Genomic DNA, 14,253 nt, shown 5'->3' with positions numbered 1-14,253 from the left:
TCCAATTCGCAAGACGTCTGCGATCCAGCACAAAGACTCGCCGCTAGATCCCGCCTAAACCCCAAGTTCGCTCAACCACGGATGATCGTCAGGACGGTGCCCCTGCGTCCAGTGGAATTTCCGCTCCACCGCATTGATCGGCGCATCGTTGATGCAGGCGAACCCGCCATTGCGTCAGGCCGCTCTGGTCAAGTTCCCAATTTTCATTACCATAGGTGCGGAACCAGTTGACGCTGTCGTCATGCCATTCAACAGATGGACAGCGCATTTCTGAACAAACGACGGCTTCCGAGAAACGCAAGTGAGGCGCTGGACGACGACAAAGGGCGCATAAACGACGCCCGTCACATGCCGATGCCGATCCCCCGCGCCCGCCCTCGGCCCATATCGATCCCATGATTGAACGCCAGATCGGCACCCAGCGAACGGCGGCCCTCTACGGATATGCCCAGTTGACGCTTTCGATTGGCAAGGACCGATTCAAGCTGCGGATCGCGCTCCAATGATAGCGCCATCGAACGCATGCTGTTCTGGATGACCCGACGCCGCGGCTCATCCCCATCAACATAGGCCTGCTCGGCCGCCTGGGATTTCCGGTTCCAGTCCGCGACAAAGCGATCGGCTCGCAGGTTCGGATCAGTGCGCACATCCCGCTCATGCAGAATGGCGCGCCGCGCCGGCTCGGTGTCGCCTTGCGCCGCTCGACCGATCAGCGAAGGCCGACGGATATAGGCGGCCTCTGCATCGCGAGCCGCATGTTCGCGAATGTCGTTGAGCCCTTTGCGCGCTGCGCCCAGCTCTGCTGCCTGGTCAGGCGTCATGGCGCTGCCCTGATCCTGCATGGCGAAGATGGCTTGTATGGCGCGGGCGTGGCGCTGGATGGCACCGGGAATCTCCACTGCGACCTCGGGCGAGGTGGCGACCTCTGGCGGTGGTGCGGCCGCTTTTTCGACGGTCGGGGCAGGGTTAAGCCTGAGTCCTGCAAAGGGGCTCGACTTGGGCTGCAGCACTGGCGCGCGCGCCTGATCATAATCCGACGCCATGTCCTTGCCCCGCTCGCGACCAAGCGTGCGCACGAGCTTTCCCCAATCGTCAAAATCATCCCGGCCATAATGAAGCTCGACCGACCGGCGATGACGCGAGAGTGCGACATAGCTGGCGTGTCTATCCAGTCCGGGCGTTGCCAGCACATGGACCTTATCCACCGTCATGCCCTGCGCCTTGTGGATGGTGGCCGCATAGCCATGATCGATGTCGGCATAATCCTTTACGTCGAACCCAACGGATCGACCGTCATCCAGCATCACCCGCATGCCCAACTGACTGACCTGGGCTACGGTGCCCAAACTGCCATTCTTCACGCCCAGGCTGCGCTCATTGCGCAAGAACATGACCCGATCGCCCTGAGCAAAGCTGCGCGCACCACGCGCGACGGTCAGGCGAACCTCGTCTCCCAATATGTCAGCGGCGCGGAGCTGCGCACGGGCCGCCTGGTTGAGGTTATACACCTCCTCATTGGTGTGGGTGAGAATGATGCGGCTGGCCTGAGGATCGGCGATGCGATCCCGGTCCCAACGGTCGATCAGGCTGCGCCGCGCGTCGTCGCGAGTTTCTGCCGCATGGACATGGCCGCGCTCCTCATAGGCGGTGATTGCTTCATCCGTCCGCCCGCTCGCCAGCGCCCTTGTGACATCGCGCTGCCAGTCCTCCTGCTGCCGGCGGATGTACGTGATCTCCACGCTGCCATGACGCTCGGCAATGGACCGGAACGATGCGCCAGCCTCGATCGCCTGCAACTGCTCGGGATCGCCCACCAGCACGACCTTGGCGCCACGCTTCTCCGCTTCCCTGACTACCCGTTCCATCTGCCGGGTGCCGATCATCCCGGCCTCGTCGATCACCAGGATCGACTTGTCGGTCAGCAACTCACGGTCCTGCGCCCATTGATGCTCCAGGCTTGCGATCGTTCGGGAGGCGATGCCCGATCCGCTTTCCAGATTCTCCGCAGCGATGCCCGAGAGAGCAGCACCGCGCACATCATAGCCGGCCAGTTCCCATGCATCGCGGGCTACGCCCAGCATCGCGCTCTTGCCGGTGCCGGCATAGCCGATGACATTGCTCAGATCCTTTGCGCTGGTCACATGCTCCAGCGCGCCACGCTGTTCGGCCAAGAGGTCCAGCCCCCGTGCGCTTGCTCGTTCCAGCGCGCGCTCGACATGGTGATCGGCCACGCCATGATGACGCCGCGCGTCAAGCGTGGCCGTGGCCTTCTCTAGCCGCTGCTCGGTCTCGAGCATGGACCGTGAAGTGAACCGCTCCTCTCCTCGCCCGTCCTTGCCCAGCGCCACCAGATCGGGCGAGGCTTTGACCGCCGCCATGATCGCATCGAACTGGTCCTTCCCCTCGCTATGGCGGTGGACGAACATGGCGAGGTCGCGGGTGGTGAAAGTCGCCTGGCCGTGGGTAATGCCATCCAGGGCGATATTGGGATTGGCGAGGATCTTCTCGCCATTGGACCGGGCGATATCGTGATGCTCTTCGAGCCGTTCGCTGGCCTGCCCTTGCTCCACCATGCGCGAGGCGGCCGGGCCGATCTTGTGCTGGGGCTCCAGATCGATGCCCTGGGCTTCCAGGCTGCGGTGATCGATGCGGGCATCGATATCGAGAGCGGCCAGGCGCTCATTGACATGCTCGGCCCAGGCCTCGCGCCAATGCGTCAGAAGCTGCGTGCTGTTCCAGTCGCGGACCTTGGCGCCAAAACCGTCCTGCGTCACTTCGCGCAAGCCCAGCATCACATGGGCATGGGGCTTGGCTTCGCCATCGGCGCCGATATCCCAATGAACATTGAGATCGGCGACCATGCCGACATCCACGAACTCGCGTTGGACGAAGTCGCGGGCCAGGGCGATGCCCTCGGCCTGGCTCAGCTCGCGGGGAATGGCGAACTCCACTTCGCGGGCCAGCTGCGCGTCCTTGCGGATCTCGGCTGCCTCGGCAGCATTCCACAGCGGCTCGCGATCCTGCCATTCCTCCGGCGCGCCATCGGGCAGCATCACTTCGCTGTGAACGACACCGGCCTTGTTGGAAAAGTCATGGTGACGATCCAGCCGCTGATCGTGCAGCCGCGAGGCGGAGCGATAGGCGGCGGCCGCCAGCGTCGAGGAGCCGGCGGCGCGCGAGATGACTTTGACCGAGAAATGGTAGATCGCCATGACGGCGTACCATTTACACCTCAAGCAGCACGTCGGCACGACGTATAAGCGCGCCCTCAAAAGATTTCATCAGTTTCGGGATGACGAGATCCCAGGAAATTCCAGCGCATTGTGACTGATCGAGACGGTCGATAACGCCCGGGGTCTGACACCAACAGCGAGGCCATACTCCATGCGCAGACCACGGGACTATGACGCAGAGCTCAAGGCTCTCACCGACAAGGCACGACAACGTAAAGCCCGCAAGCAGAGCCAGCTGGGTGAACTGGTGATGGCGACCGGGGCCGATGGACTCAGCGCCGAGGAACTGGCCGGCGCATTGCTTGCCGCTGCCAGTACAACCGAAGCACCAAGGCGGGAGGCGTGGCGCAAACGGGGCGCCGCTTTCTTTTCAGGGCAGCGGCATGATGCTGGGCCGGGCGCTGGCGACAAGCCGGGCAGCGCTGCGCCGGGTGACGGTCTCGCGCCATCGCTTGCAGCTGAGTCAGGCGCGGCATGATCGGCGGGACTGGCAGGTGAAGCAGCGCGAGCGCACCCGGCATCTGATCGAACTGGGCGGTCTGGTCATGAAGGCTGAGCTGGTCACGCTCACGGATGATGACCGCGCAGTCATCCTCGGGCTGCTCATCGAGGCCGCGGCAAAGCTGCGTGACGATGATCGCGAACGGCATCTGTCGCTCTGGCGACGGCGCGGACGCCGTGTGTTCGAGACGGTTGCATTGCCGCCAGCCGATTGAGCCGCCATAGCGCCGCAGATGAACCAAACTGCAATAGACCTGCTGACCAGGACCGTGACCCGCCTGCCGGACTGGATCCGCCATGACCTGGCGGCAAAGGATAGTGGCGTGCGTTTGCGCGCAGAAGAGACGCTGATAGCCATGATCGTCAATGTCCTGGGCGAGGGAACGAACGACGCCCCGCACGATTAAGGACAAGCAGCGGCCGATGGAGGATGACGGGGCGATGCATTCGGACACCAGCATCCGCCGACCGATCATCGGGACGCACGCAAGCGGGCTGCTGACTATCATGGTCGCAACCCTTTCTTCAGCGGCTTGCGCTCAGAGCAAGCCGCGCGACGAACCTACGATGGTCGTCTGCGCTTGAGGAAGGAGTTTTCAGATCGAGGCGCGGGAAAAGATGGCCCGGATATTGCTGGAAGGACGAGAATTGCGCCTGACGCGGCGCGCCTCATCGCTGGGCCAGCAATATCGTTCAAGCGACGCCGCCCTGATCATCGATGGGGACTATGTGGCATTCGTGCTGAACGACGATCTTGCCTATGAAGACTGCCATATCCGCGCCACCAACTGACGCTGGGTCAGCCTTGCGCCAATCGTTGCTCGCAAACCTGTTTGACCAGCTGCTGCAGAATGGCAACGCGTTCGCCCAGCCAGTTCAGCTCGTCATCGCTCACGCTATATTGTTCGGAATAGCGGGCGTTCACATAGGCCTGACGCAGCAGCTCGAAACAGCGGCGACTGAACTTGTCGTCACGCGGCCAGGCTTCGATCAGCGCTGGCGCGATCGCCTCGGCATGGCCGCGCAGGAAATTGAGCTTGTGCGACTTGGGGCTGTAAAGGGTCAGGGTGAGCAGCACGCAATGGTAGAAGCGTTCAGCCGCCTGATGGAATTCAAATGCTGCAATGTTTGCCCGGCCATTCTCTTTCGCGAATAGAGCTTGCTCCAGAAAGCCACTGGCGCTGTCGAACCATCGCGTGAAATGCGCCTGCGCCTCGGCGCGCGCTTCATCCTCTGGCAGGTCGCGCGGCTGGGTGAAGCAAAACCCCTCCGCCTCATAGAGCGGAATGCCATCACGCACGATATCGATGAAGAAGGGCCGCCCTTTTTCCAGCTGGCGGTTCACATCGGACAGCGAGTGGACGATGAAATTGACCGGCGCGCTCAATGTGCCGGTGATCGTCATGTCCCGCATCAACCGATCCTCGGCCGCCGACCAATATTCAAAGTCGACCAGATGCTCGTCATTGACGACGATCAGTATGTCATAATCCGATGTGTAGCCGCTGACCGGATCATCGACCCAGCCGCCGCGCGCGTAGGAGCCGTACAGCACCAGCTTGAGGATGCGCGCCTGCTTGTTCCATTTCTGGTTTCGCCGCGTCTGGGCGGCCTCGAACGCCTCGAACAGCACGCGCACCACATGGGCCAGCTCCTGCTGTTTGGTCTGGGGCAGATGATCAAGGTCGTTCCTCATGCCCGACCTTCCTAACGCGATGAGAGGAAAGCGCAAAGCGCGCCCGGCATTGCCAGGCGCGCGCGCACCGTTCAGCCCAGCCATCGCCGCCACGCATGTCGATCAGGATCAGCCAGATTGCGCTGAAAATTGATCAGCGCCCGGACCATCATCGCCTCGACCTGTCGCTGGCTAAGCCCGGTGCGCTCGGCGATCTGGGCATAATCCATATCGTCGAGCCGGACCGCGAGCATGATCTCGCGCTGCGAGCGGGACAAGCGCCGTATCGCATCCTCCAGCCGATCAAGGACAGCCGGATCGACATCGACATGCATGTCGCGCTCAGACGCTTTCGCCAGCGTCCGGCGCAGCGCCTCCCTGGCCCTTGCATCACTCATGTTCGCCTCCCTGTTCGGGGGGGAACTCGAGCAGATAATCGGCCGCCTTGCTGGCCGCGCTCGCGGCCCTGAAGATCGCCCGCTCATCCTCGCGCAGGACGGCAAGCCAGGAGCCGATATAGTCGCTATGTCGGACGGTGGGCACGATCCCCAGCGACGCGCAGGTGAAGGCGCTCGCCATCTCGGCGACCAGTTCCTCTTTTGCATAGAGCGCCGTGCCAAACCCGCCCGACTGATCGCGTGCGAGACGGCCGCGATGGCCGGTCCAATGCCCATTATGCCGATATCGGCATAAGACCCATAATGCCGTGATCCGGATTATGCCGCATCTGATCGGCAGCGCGCGGTTGGCAGTATGATCGCGCCAATCCCATTCGGCATAATCTTCGTCGCTCCAACGACATGGAGCACGACGATCATGCCTCAATATTTGCAGACCAGCATCGAGCCTTATCTGGACTCGTTCGCCGAGAGTTTTGCGGCGGAGAACTACACACCCGCCACGATCAATGCCTATCGATTGATCCTGCGGAAAGTGGGCCACGTGATGGATGCTGAGGGGATCGACCCTCCGGCGTTGACCCTCGACATGGCCGAGCAGGTGGGCCGCAAAGTGCCGCGCAAGCATGCGGGCACGGCATGGCCGTATAAGTTGGCCCGTCGCTTCGCGCAGCATCTGCTCGATATCGGCGTGACGCAGCCGGTGCCATTGACCGAGGTGCAGCAGGCGCGCGCGACACTGCTGGCGGACTTCGAGACCTATCTCGTCAAACAGCGCGGCCTCAGTCCGCGGAGCATCCCCCATACGATAGGCTTCGCGCGCCGCTTCCTCGACTATCGCTTCGGCGAGACGATAATCGATCCGGGCAGCCTGCGTCCCGCCGACGTGATCGGCTTCATGGAACATGTGCTGACCACCGCCCGTCGCGACAAGACGGTTGCCACCCATGTCCGTATCTTCCTTCAATATCTGTTCGGCTGCGGGGCCACGGCGACCAATCTGGCGCTGAGCGTGCCGAAGACGGCGAAGGTCTGGGGAGCGCGATTGCCGCGCCACCTGTCGCCGGAAGGCGTCGAGGCAGTGCTGGCTTGCGTGCGCGACAATCCCCGTCACGGCGCGCGGGACTATGCGATGCTGTTGCTCATGGCCCGGCTTGGCCTGCGCGCGGCCGAGGTCATTGCGATCCAGCTCGACGACATCGACTGGCGCTCGGGCGAGCTTACGGTGCGCGGCAAGGGCAAGCTGCACGACCGCCTGCCGATCACGGTGGAGGTCGGCGACGCGCTGAGCCGCTATCTTCGCGAGGAGCGAGGACCGGCGGCTTGCCGCACGATGTTCGTCGCCCATCGCGCGCCGCATCGCCCGTTCAAGGATGGGCAGATCGTCAACGCCATCCTCAAGGATGCCCTCAAGGCGACCGGCCAGAAGCCGGCGACGCCCTATGTGGGATCGCACCTTCTGCGTCATAGCCTTGCCACCCAGCTCGTGAATACGGGCGCGTCGCTCGACGAAGTGGGCGACGTGCTGCGGCACCGCTCCCGATCATCGACAATGATATATGCCCGGCTCGACATCGACGGACTGCGGTCGGTCGCGCAGCCCTGGCCGGTGGCGGGAGGCGCGCAATGAGCCTCGCCTCCCAGCTCGACCGCTATCTGAGCGTTCGCCGCAGCCTCGGTTACGACCTTGGCACCAGCGAGCGCATCTTGCGTCGCTTCACCCGGTTCGCCGACCGCGAAGGTGCCGTTCATATCGATACGGCGCTGTTCCTGCGCTGGCACGCCACACTGGCCGAAGCCTGCCCATCGACGCGAGCGGCGAGGCTCAGCGTCGTGCGGCTGTTCGCGCAGTGGCTGAGCAGCTTCGATCCGGGGCATGAACCGCCGCCGCGCGGCCTCTTGCCGGGAGGCTTCCAGCGGTCGCGCCCGCATATCTACACTGATGCCGAGATCGGGTCGATCATCGCAGCGGCCGAAACGCTGCCATCGATCTACGGCCTGCGCGGGCTGACCTGCTCGACGTTGTTCGGGCTGATAGCGGTCACGGGCCTGAGGATCAACGAGGCGCTCGGGCTCGATCGTGATGACCTCGATACCGATCATGGCGTGCTGCGCGTCCGGCAGGGCAAGCTCGGCAAAGAGCGGTTGTTGCCGCTCGATCCGAGCGTCGTCGCGACGTTGATCGACTATCTTGCCGAACGCGACCGGCTGCTCGGCCATCTGGCCAAGCCGCTGTTCGTCACAGACAAGGGGACGAGGCTCACCGACTGCGCGGCCCGCTACAACTTCGCGCGGGCTTGCCAGCAGATCGGGCTTCGGGCTCATCAGCCATACTGCAAGCATGGTCGCGGGCCGCGCATCCACGACCTTCGCCACACCTTCGCGGTGAAGACGATGATCGGTTGGTATCGCACGGGCAAAGACCCGGCTCGCGAGATGATCCGGCTGACGACCTATCTGGGCCATAGCGATCCCTCCAACACATACTGGTATCTGGAAGCGGTCCCGGAACTGCTCGATCTGGCGATGGCGCGAGCAACAGCCGATGGCCGGGAGGCAGTCCAATGAGCGCGGTTGCCTTGCCCGCGCTGATCCAGCGCTTCTTCACCGACCGGCTGCGCGTCCAGATGGAGGCGAGCCGTCATACGGTCGCAGGCTATCGCGACACGTTCCGGCTGTTGCTCCGATATGCGAGCGCTCGCCACGGCAAGCCGCCGGTCAGGCTCACGGTCGAGGATATCGACGCCGATCTGGTCGCCGACTTCCTCGTCCATACCGAGACGACGCGTGGCAACAGCGCGCGCAGCCGCAACACCCGGCTCGCCGCGATCCGCTCGTTCTTCCGCTACGTGGCGATGAGCGATCCGACCTGGCTGCTGCACTGCCAGCGCATCCTCGCCATGCCGAACAAGCGCTATGTGAAGCGCACGGTGACGTTCCTCGACGCCGACGAAATGGCGGCATTGCTGGCAGCGCCGGACCGCACGACATGGGCGGGGCGGCGCGATCATGCGCTGCTGCTGCTCGCGGTTCAGACCGGCCTCCGGGCATCCGAACTGGTCGGCCTCACGCGCGGCGATGTCGTGCTCGGAAACGGCGCGCACATCCGCTGCATGGGCAAGGGGCGGAAGGAGCGCGCCACCCCTCTTCGCCGCGAGACGGGCAAGATGCTGGCGGCGTGGATCGGCAACGACAAGGATGAGAGCAGACCGCTGTTCCCGTCGATCCGGGGCGAACGGCTGAGCCGCGATGCGCTCGAACATCTGGTGCGTAAGCACTGCCTCACGGCATCGCGCGCGTGTCCGAGCATCGGCACGAAGCGGGTCACGCCGCATACGCTGCGCCACAGCACGGCGATGGACCTGCTTCACCACGGCGTCGATCCAGCGGTGATCGCGCTCTGGCTTGGTCACGAGAACGTCGAGACCACCCAGATCTACATCCACGCCGACATGCGGATGAAGGAGAAAGCGCTCGCTCGCGTCGCGGCTCCGCCCACTCCGTCAGGCCGGTTCCGGCCCGACGATCAACTCCTCGCGTTCTTGGAAGGGCTCTGATTATGCCGAATAGCCGCATGGCCGATGCCCGGAAAACCGGCTTCCAGCGGAAGCCATGCGGCATAATCCGGATCACGGCATTATGGCCAAGCTCATGCAAGGCGGTGCGATACCAGTTGATGGGCTCATGGAAGACGGCCTGTGGCGGCACGGCGACATAGTCACCGGATGGAGAATAATAGGCCTCGCCGCCGCCGATGCGGAAGTCCGCGCCGCTGTTCCGGATCAGGCTGTCGGCCTCGGCGATCGACACCAACGGCCCGGGCAGTTCGGGCACATGGGACAAGTCTTCGGGCAGCCCCTCGCACTGGTCGACGTTGAAGACGGTAAAGCGCTTGAGAAACGCAATCGTCCTGGCCTCGCGATCCTCCTGCCCCGCGCGCTCTTCCTCGGCCTTGGGAATGAACCGATCCGCGTAGCAGATGACGCTCCCCTTCTCGCCCTTTCGGACATGGCCGCCAGCCGCCTCGGCCTGCCGGTAGGTCAGCCAGCGCTGCCCGGTAAAGCCGCGTTCGATCACGGTGGCCCACAGGATCAGAATGTTGATGCCTGAATAGCGACGCCCGGTGACGGCATTGTGCGGCATGGTGCAGGGACAGGCGCTGCTGTCCCATGGCTTCACCCAGGGAAGATGCCCCGCCTCCAGTTCCGCGATGATCCGGGAGGTGACTTCGCCATAGATGCTCTGGCGCTCGATGTTACCCATGTCCTTTCTCCTGCCTCTCCAGCACCGGCCGCCGGAATGGCGGGGGTGGGCGGCAAGGAGGCGCACGGCAGGCCCGTGCCCATGAGGCGGACTGCACCTGCAGGGCCGCAACGCAAGAGGAGGAGCCGGCGCAGCCGGCTTGCGGCCCGCCGGCACGGGTCTAGAGAAAGCCGACGCCCACCCCCGTCATTCTGGCGGCCCCAGACAAACCGGCGTCAGCGCGGCGCAGCCGCGCTGGCCGCAGCCAGCAGCCCAATGGGCTGCAAAGCGTCAGCGATCATCGCCCGGCAGGGACGAGACAAGTACAGCGCCGACTCGGTGGAGCGCAGCGGAGCAGAGCGCGGTCCGCCCCAAGGCGGAGACGCCCCTTTCCATCATCCAGTTCTGTGTCAGTTTACGCCAGATCATGACAAAGCCCGCCAGACACGGCTCAGTCCCTTGCTCCCGCTCAAGCCGCTGCCAAGACTCATCGCAAAGGGGATCAGACTTATCCACAGCAGCAAGGACCAGCCATGACCATGCCCCCGTCCGACCGTATCCTCCGGCTCAACACCGTCCTCGACCGGACCGGCCTCAGCCGCGCGACCCTCTATCGCAAGGTCCAGGCCGGCACCTTTCCCAAACAGATCAGGATTGCCACCCGCTGCATGGGCTGGCGCGAATCCGCCATCAACGACTGGGTGCGCAATCCCATGTTCTGGACTGTGGAGGATGCCGACAAGCGGCAAAGGGCATCGTCATTGTAAAGTCATCGATGGACACCATATCCAGTCTGTCGCTCCTTCCCCCCTTGGGGCGGCACCTCCCTGAACTATGGCCCCGCCGTGGAGATGTCTCCGGCGGGGCTGCTTTTATCGACGCCGCCTGATCTTGCCCCTGCTTGGCGCCTGTCTCCAGTCTTGCCATGAGCAAGCAGAAATCCGATCGGTGCAGGCTTGATGGGGGACAGGGGCAAAGCAGCATGAGAGCGATATTCACCGAGGCGGCATCATTGCTGGGTCGCCATGTTGAAAGCGTCACGCGCGTTGCAGGCGGCGATCTTTCCTTCGTTGCCCGGCTTTCCCTGTCAGGCGGTGACACTGTCATCGCCAAACGGGGCGACTGGGTGGTCGAGGAAGCCCGCATGCTCGCAGCAATCGCGGCGACCGGCACGGCGGTCCCGCAGGTATTGGCTGTCCAGGATGATCTTTTGCTGCTTGAGGATCTACCCTCGAGCGGCCGGCTCGCCCGGAATTGGGCGCATCTTGCCGAACTGCTCGACCATCTCCATGCCCCGAGCCAGGCGGCCTATGGCTGGGATCGCGATTACGGCTTTGGCGACGTACCGATCCCCAATGGCCGCTCCGACAACTGGGTCACCTTCTGGGCGGATAAACGCCTGCGCTGCCATATTCCGCATCTCAGTGCCCAGCTGGCCCATCGTGTCGAGCGGCTCGCCGACCGCCTTGGCGAGCATATACCCAATCGCCCGCCCTCAGCCCTCCTCCATGGCGATCTGTGGGGTGGCAATATCCTTGTCAGCCAGGACCGCATCAGCGGGCTGATCGACCCTGCATGCTATCATGGCGACCGCGAGGTCGATCTCGCCATGCTGGGGCTGTTCGACCAGCCGCCACAGATATTCTACGACGCCTGCGGCCTCACCCAGGGCTGGGAAGAGCGCCAGCCCGTCTATCGGCTGTGGCCGCTGCTCGTCCATGTTCGGCTTTTCGGCGGCACCTATCATCAGCAGGCTGGGGCATGCCTCGCGCAGCTGGGCCTCTGACCGGCCCGCGATCGTGATCCAGCCGAAGCTCAGTTGCGCATGGCGCAATCGCACTCCCACCTTTCTCAATTGGCAGGACAGCGCCACCGATCCAAAGAGGCCCTGCCTTTCAGGCATCCTCTCCTAAAACTCATCGGCCGGTCTTCTGATCGGCCTTTTTTTTGGCTCGCTCGGTTTTACTTGGCGTCAACAAAAAGCGCCTTCGCGATCGTCCTGTAGAGATCGAAACGCGCGCGCTCCTGCGTTTTGCCGATGCGGTCTGGGCGACCGAAAAAATATGCAAAACGCGCGAGTGGGTGGCTGGGGGCGGTTGCTTGGAGTGGTTCGCCCGGCTGCTTTTCGGCTGGGGATGGGACTTTCCGGTCAGGCGGCTTGAGAGCGGTTCAGTGAAAAAAGCTGCCGTTCACGAGCAGTTGCGTGATTGCAAAGCCGGGTCTCGCCGCTTGGCAAGGCGCTCGGGCCATCGGCAGAAGCGGTTGCAGCGTGATACGGCGTGGGGCGCGCCACACTTTTCGCCATACGCGAACGTCGGCATAGCAACTCCAAGTTGTTGGTTTTCAGGAGGTACGCAACGCCTTTGATCTTGGAACGCGCGGCGGCATCAGCTAGAACAGAAAAAGAACGAGGGGGGTGCCCGTGCCGCTGTCAGATACCTATCGCCGCGACATCGAGCGATTGAAAGATAGAGAAGCCGCGCTGCAAAAGGATTTGCAGCGCTATGAGGCTGATGTCCACAAGGCGAAAGATAGCGCCCTTCGCTATGAATCTCAGATCAGGCCGAACAGTTCGGCCACATCCATTCGAAGCGCCCTGTCTTCTGCCTCGCGCGAAAACAAGAAGGCGGTGGACGCCGGAAAGAAGGTCGCGGAAATCAAGAAAAAGCTCGCCGACAATGCGCGAGATCAGGGCAACAAACAGCGCGCGTTGCTATCAGCTGAGAAATCGGAACGGCAGGCGGAGGATCGCGCCGTGCAGCGGCGCAGACAGCAGGAGAAAGATCACGCGCGGGAAATCTCACGGCTGACTTCCCCGCAAGTTCACTACGTACATATCAAGCCACCAGAACCAGAAAAGCTGCGCGTTCTCTATCTGACAGCTAACCCTGGCATGGACCTGCGAACCGATGCTGAGGTGCGGCAAGTCCAACAGGCCCTTCGGGGCGCAAAATATCGCGATCTTGTGTCGGTGGAGCAGCGCCCGGCAGCAACCTTTCAGGATTTGCTGGACGGTCTGAATGACATTCAACCTCATATCATCCATTTTTCCGGCCATGGGGGCGGCGAAGTGCTATTGATGGAAGGTGGCAGTCTCGAAGGCGGCTCGGAGCACTCGGTGTCCTTTCCGCTCTTGGTGAAGGCGCTGGATTCAACAGATCATCCGCCTACGCTTCTGGTTATGAATGCCTGTGAGACGCTGGAGGGAGCGGAAGTCATCCTTCCCGCCGTCCCGGTGGTTATCGCCATGTCCGACGCGGTGTTGGACATGGCCGCGATCCTCTTCGCCCAGCAGTTCTATGCGGCACTCGCGAGTGGGCAGTCTGTGGGCAGTGCATTGAAACAGGCAAAAGTCAGGATCGAGGCGGCGATGATCGACGACGAGGCCAGCGAATTGCCGCAATGCCTGTCACGGGAAGATGTGGATATTGCCTCATTAGTGCTGGTGAAAGCTACCGAGGGATATGGGGCGGAGCTATAGGAAGATATTCCATGTCCGTAAGCTTCGTCGGGCCTGGCGGTCGGCAGATTTCACCAAAGCAAAATCTGGTCAAAGTGGAGGCGGTCGGTTAGGTTGAATCAAGTAAACGGAGAGACTTTTTAGAGAAATTCAGGGGCAACTGAATGCGGCGATTAAAATTAATGCGACTGGCTGGTGGCCAGATGCGTGCCGATCACGTGCCGCTGCCTGCCGATCTTGTGCCGACCGAAGTGCGGCAAACCTTTGTAGCTTCGTGATTAGAAAGCAGACGCAGAGGTCACGATGAAAAAGGTCACGCCACAGGGCAGTTTGATAAAGCAGCTTCGATCGCAACTCGAAACGGGATCGCTGCAAAAGGAGATGTCGCACGCGATCCGCATCAGTGAGCGCCGGGTTCGGTTAATCGAGAATGAAAACGCCCCGGTGACGGTCCCTGAGCTGGAGCGTATCGCCGTCTACTTGGGAGTTCCGCGCGACACGATCGCTTATGCGATCAATACCCCAAAACTTGTTCTACCCGCCAGCGATACGACTCAGAGCCTTCTTGATGATCTCTTCAGGCACGCGTGCAGGCTCTTCTGTCCGACGATCATTTCTCGGTGGACGGCACGTTGGTCGAAGCGTGGGCCAGCGTGAAGAGCTTCAGGCCCAAGGATGAAGGCGGCCCCGGGGATGACGATGACGGTGGGGGACTGTCAGGATTTCCGTGTGCGGCCGGGCATA

Annotated in this window: 13 protein-coding genes and 4 pseudogenes; 11 read left to right on the top strand and 6 right to left on the bottom strand. The window is 62.7% G+C overall.

Going from position 1 to position 14,253, the window contains the following annotated elements:
• Positions 1–54 precede the first annotated feature (54 nt).
• Both N6H05_RS04905 and traA read right to left on the bottom strand, forming a co-directional pair.
• A pseudogene (locus tag N6H05_RS04905) lies at positions 55–250 on the bottom strand (DUF1348 family protein); the annotation flags it as partial.
• A gap of 94 nt (positions 251–344) precedes the next feature.
• Entirely contained in the window at positions 345–3,212 is a 2,868-nt protein-coding gene (gene traA, locus N6H05_RS04900; protein ID WP_284112909.1) for a Ti-type conjugative transfer relaxase TraA, read from the bottom strand.
• A 172-nt stretch (positions 3,213–3,384) separates the two neighbouring features.
• Here traA and N6H05_RS04895 point away from each other — a divergent pair, with 172 nt between their 5' ends.
• The 4 genes from N6H05_RS04895 to N6H05_RS04880 all read left to right on the top strand — a co-directional run bounded on the left by N6H05_RS04895 (position 3,385) and on the right by N6H05_RS04880 (position 4,526).
• Positions 3,385–3,711, top strand: coding sequence for a conjugal transfer protein TraD (locus N6H05_RS04895; protein ID WP_278394116.1), 327 nt, complete (start codon positions 3,385–3,387; stop codon positions 3,709–3,711).
• Positions 3,617–3,949 carry a conjugal transfer protein TraD gene (locus tag N6H05_RS04890; protein ID WP_278394118.1) on the top strand — a complete coding sequence of 111 codons (333 nt, stop codon included), beginning with the start codon at positions 3,617–3,619 and terminating at the stop codon, positions 3,947–3,949. The genes N6H05_RS04895 and N6H05_RS04890 overlap by 95 nt, the downstream gene beginning before the upstream one ends.
• Before the next feature lie 18 nt (positions 3,950–3,967).
• Positions 3,968–4,141 (top strand): hypothetical protein, encoded by a 174-nt coding sequence (locus N6H05_RS04885; RefSeq protein WP_278394120.1) that lies wholly within the window; start codon positions 3,968–3,970, stop codon positions 4,139–4,141.
• Positions 4,142–4,352: 211 nt separating this feature from the next.
• Positions 4,353–4,526 carry a hypothetical protein gene (locus tag N6H05_RS04880; RefSeq protein ID WP_278394121.1) on the top strand — a complete coding sequence of 58 codons (174 nt, stop codon included), beginning with the start codon at positions 4,353–4,355 and terminating at the stop codon, positions 4,524–4,526.
• Positions 4,527–4,533: 7 nt separating this feature from the next.
• Here the strand turns inward: N6H05_RS04880 and N6H05_RS04875 are convergent, their stop codons facing one another.
• The 3 genes and pseudogenes from N6H05_RS04875 to N6H05_RS04865 form a co-directional block, all read right to left on the bottom strand.
• Positions 4,534–5,430: a HEPN domain-containing protein gene (locus N6H05_RS04875; RefSeq protein WP_278394122.1), complete on the bottom strand. Its 897-nt coding sequence runs from the start codon at positions 5,428–5,430 to the stop codon at positions 4,534–4,536.
• Between the two features lie 71 nt (positions 5,431–5,501).
• On the bottom strand, positions 5,502–5,807 hold the full coding sequence (locus tag N6H05_RS04870; protein WP_278394123.1) for a sigma-70 region 4 domain-containing protein: 306 nt from the start codon (positions 5,805–5,807) through the stop codon (positions 5,502–5,504).
• Positions 5,800–6,084, bottom strand: a pseudogene (locus N6H05_RS04865) (zincin-like metallopeptidase domain-containing protein); the annotation flags it as partial. The gene N6H05_RS04870 and the pseudogene N6H05_RS04865, both read right to left, overlap by 8 nt.
• Before the next feature lie 141 nt (positions 6,085–6,225).
• Between N6H05_RS04865 and N6H05_RS04860 the strand changes: the two are divergent.
• Genes N6H05_RS04860 through N6H05_RS04850 form a run of 3 tightly spaced genes read left to right on the top strand, consistent with a single transcriptional unit; the run spans position 6,226 to position 9,364 of the window.
• Positions 6,226–7,437, top strand: coding sequence for a tyrosine-type recombinase/integrase (locus tag N6H05_RS04860; RefSeq protein WP_284112598.1), 1,212 nt, complete (start codon positions 6,226–6,228; stop codon positions 7,435–7,437).
• Complete coding sequence (locus N6H05_RS04855; RefSeq protein WP_007711087.1) at positions 7,434–8,375, top strand: tyrosine-type recombinase/integrase; 942 nt, start codon at positions 7,434–7,436, stop codon at positions 8,373–8,375. The genes N6H05_RS04860 and N6H05_RS04855 overlap by 4 nt, the downstream gene beginning before the upstream one ends.
• Positions 8,372–9,364: a tyrosine-type recombinase/integrase gene (locus N6H05_RS04850; protein WP_284112599.1), complete on the top strand. Its 993-nt coding sequence runs from the start codon at positions 8,372–8,374 to the stop codon at positions 9,362–9,364. The genes N6H05_RS04855 and N6H05_RS04850 overlap by 4 nt, the downstream gene beginning before the upstream one ends.
• 139 nt (positions 9,365–9,503) lie before the next feature.
• Here N6H05_RS04850 and N6H05_RS04845 read toward each other — a convergent pair.
• Positions 9,504–10,070: pseudogene (locus N6H05_RS04845) on the bottom strand (ArdC family protein); the annotation flags it as partial.
• 512 nt (positions 10,071–10,582) lie between these two features.
• Between N6H05_RS04845 and N6H05_RS04840 the strand changes: the two are divergent.
• The 4 genes and pseudogenes from N6H05_RS04840 to N6H05_RS28240 all read left to right on the top strand — a co-directional run.
• Complete coding sequence (locus tag N6H05_RS04840; RefSeq protein WP_278394126.1) at positions 10,583–10,816, top strand: helix-turn-helix transcriptional regulator; 234 nt, start codon at positions 10,583–10,585, stop codon at positions 10,814–10,816.
• Between the two features lie 215 nt (positions 10,817–11,031).
• The gene (locus tag N6H05_RS04835) at positions 11,032–11,835 is read left to right on the top strand and encodes a fructosamine kinase family protein (RefSeq protein WP_278394127.1); all 804 of its coding nucleotides are present in this window, start codon (positions 11,032–11,034) and stop codon (positions 11,833–11,835) included.
• Positions 11,836–12,465: 630 nt separating this feature from the next.
• Positions 12,466–13,530 (top strand): CHAT domain-containing protein, encoded by a 1,065-nt coding sequence (locus N6H05_RS04830; protein WP_125999289.1) that lies wholly within the window; start codon positions 12,466–12,468, stop codon positions 13,528–13,530.
• Positions 13,531–14,087: 557 nt separating this feature from the next.
• Positions 14,088–14,216, top strand: a pseudogene (locus N6H05_RS28240) (IS5/IS1182 family transposase); the annotation flags it as partial.
• Positions 14,217–14,253: the final 37 nt, after the last annotated feature.

The organism is Sphingobium sp. WTD-1, assembly GCF_030128825.1.
In the GTDB taxonomy this organism is placed as follows: domain Bacteria; phylum Pseudomonadota; class Alphaproteobacteria; order Sphingomonadales; family Sphingomonadaceae; genus Sphingobium.
Note: the sequence above shows the minus strand (reverse complement) of the source record. Positions and strands in the feature narration are given on the sequence as shown.

Excerpts from the sequence above, each read along its gene's own strand:
- traA (WP_284112909.1), bottom strand. The coding sequence starts at position 3,212 with ATGGCGATCTACCATTTCTCGGTCAAAGTCATCTCGCGCGCCGCCGGC.
- N6H05_RS04895 (WP_278394116.1), top strand. The coding sequence starts at position 3,385 with ATGCGCAGACCACGGGACTATGACGCAGAGCTCAAGGCTCTCACCGAC.
- N6H05_RS04890 (WP_278394118.1), top strand. The coding sequence starts at position 3,617 with ATGATGCTGGGCCGGGCGCTGGCGACAAGCCGGGCAGCGCTGCGCCGG.
- N6H05_RS04885 (WP_278394120.1), top strand. The coding sequence starts at position 3,968 with ATGAACCAAACTGCAATAGACCTGCTGACCAGGACCGTGACCCGCCTG.
- N6H05_RS04880 (WP_278394121.1), top strand. The coding sequence starts at position 4,353 with ATGGCCCGGATATTGCTGGAAGGACGAGAATTGCGCCTGACGCGGCGC.
- N6H05_RS04875 (WP_278394122.1), bottom strand. The coding sequence starts at position 5,430 with ATGAGGAACGACCTTGATCATCTGCCCCAGACCAAACAGCAGGAGCTG.
- N6H05_RS04870 (WP_278394123.1), bottom strand. The coding sequence starts at position 5,807 with ATGAGTGATGCAAGGGCCAGGGAGGCGCTGCGCCGGACGCTGGCGAAA.
- N6H05_RS04860 (WP_284112598.1), top strand. The coding sequence starts at position 6,226 with ATGCCTCAATATTTGCAGACCAGCATCGAGCCTTATCTGGACTCGTTC.
- N6H05_RS04855 (WP_007711087.1), top strand. The coding sequence starts at position 7,434 with ATGAGCCTCGCCTCCCAGCTCGACCGCTATCTGAGCGTTCGCCGCAGC.
- N6H05_RS04850 (WP_284112599.1), top strand. The coding sequence starts at position 8,372 with ATGAGCGCGGTTGCCTTGCCCGCGCTGATCCAGCGCTTCTTCACCGAC.
- N6H05_RS04840 (WP_278394126.1), top strand. The coding sequence starts at position 10,583 with ATGACCATGCCCCCGTCCGACCGTATCCTCCGGCTCAACACCGTCCTC.
- N6H05_RS04835 (WP_278394127.1), top strand. The coding sequence starts at position 11,032 with ATGAGAGCGATATTCACCGAGGCGGCATCATTGCTGGGTCGCCATGTT.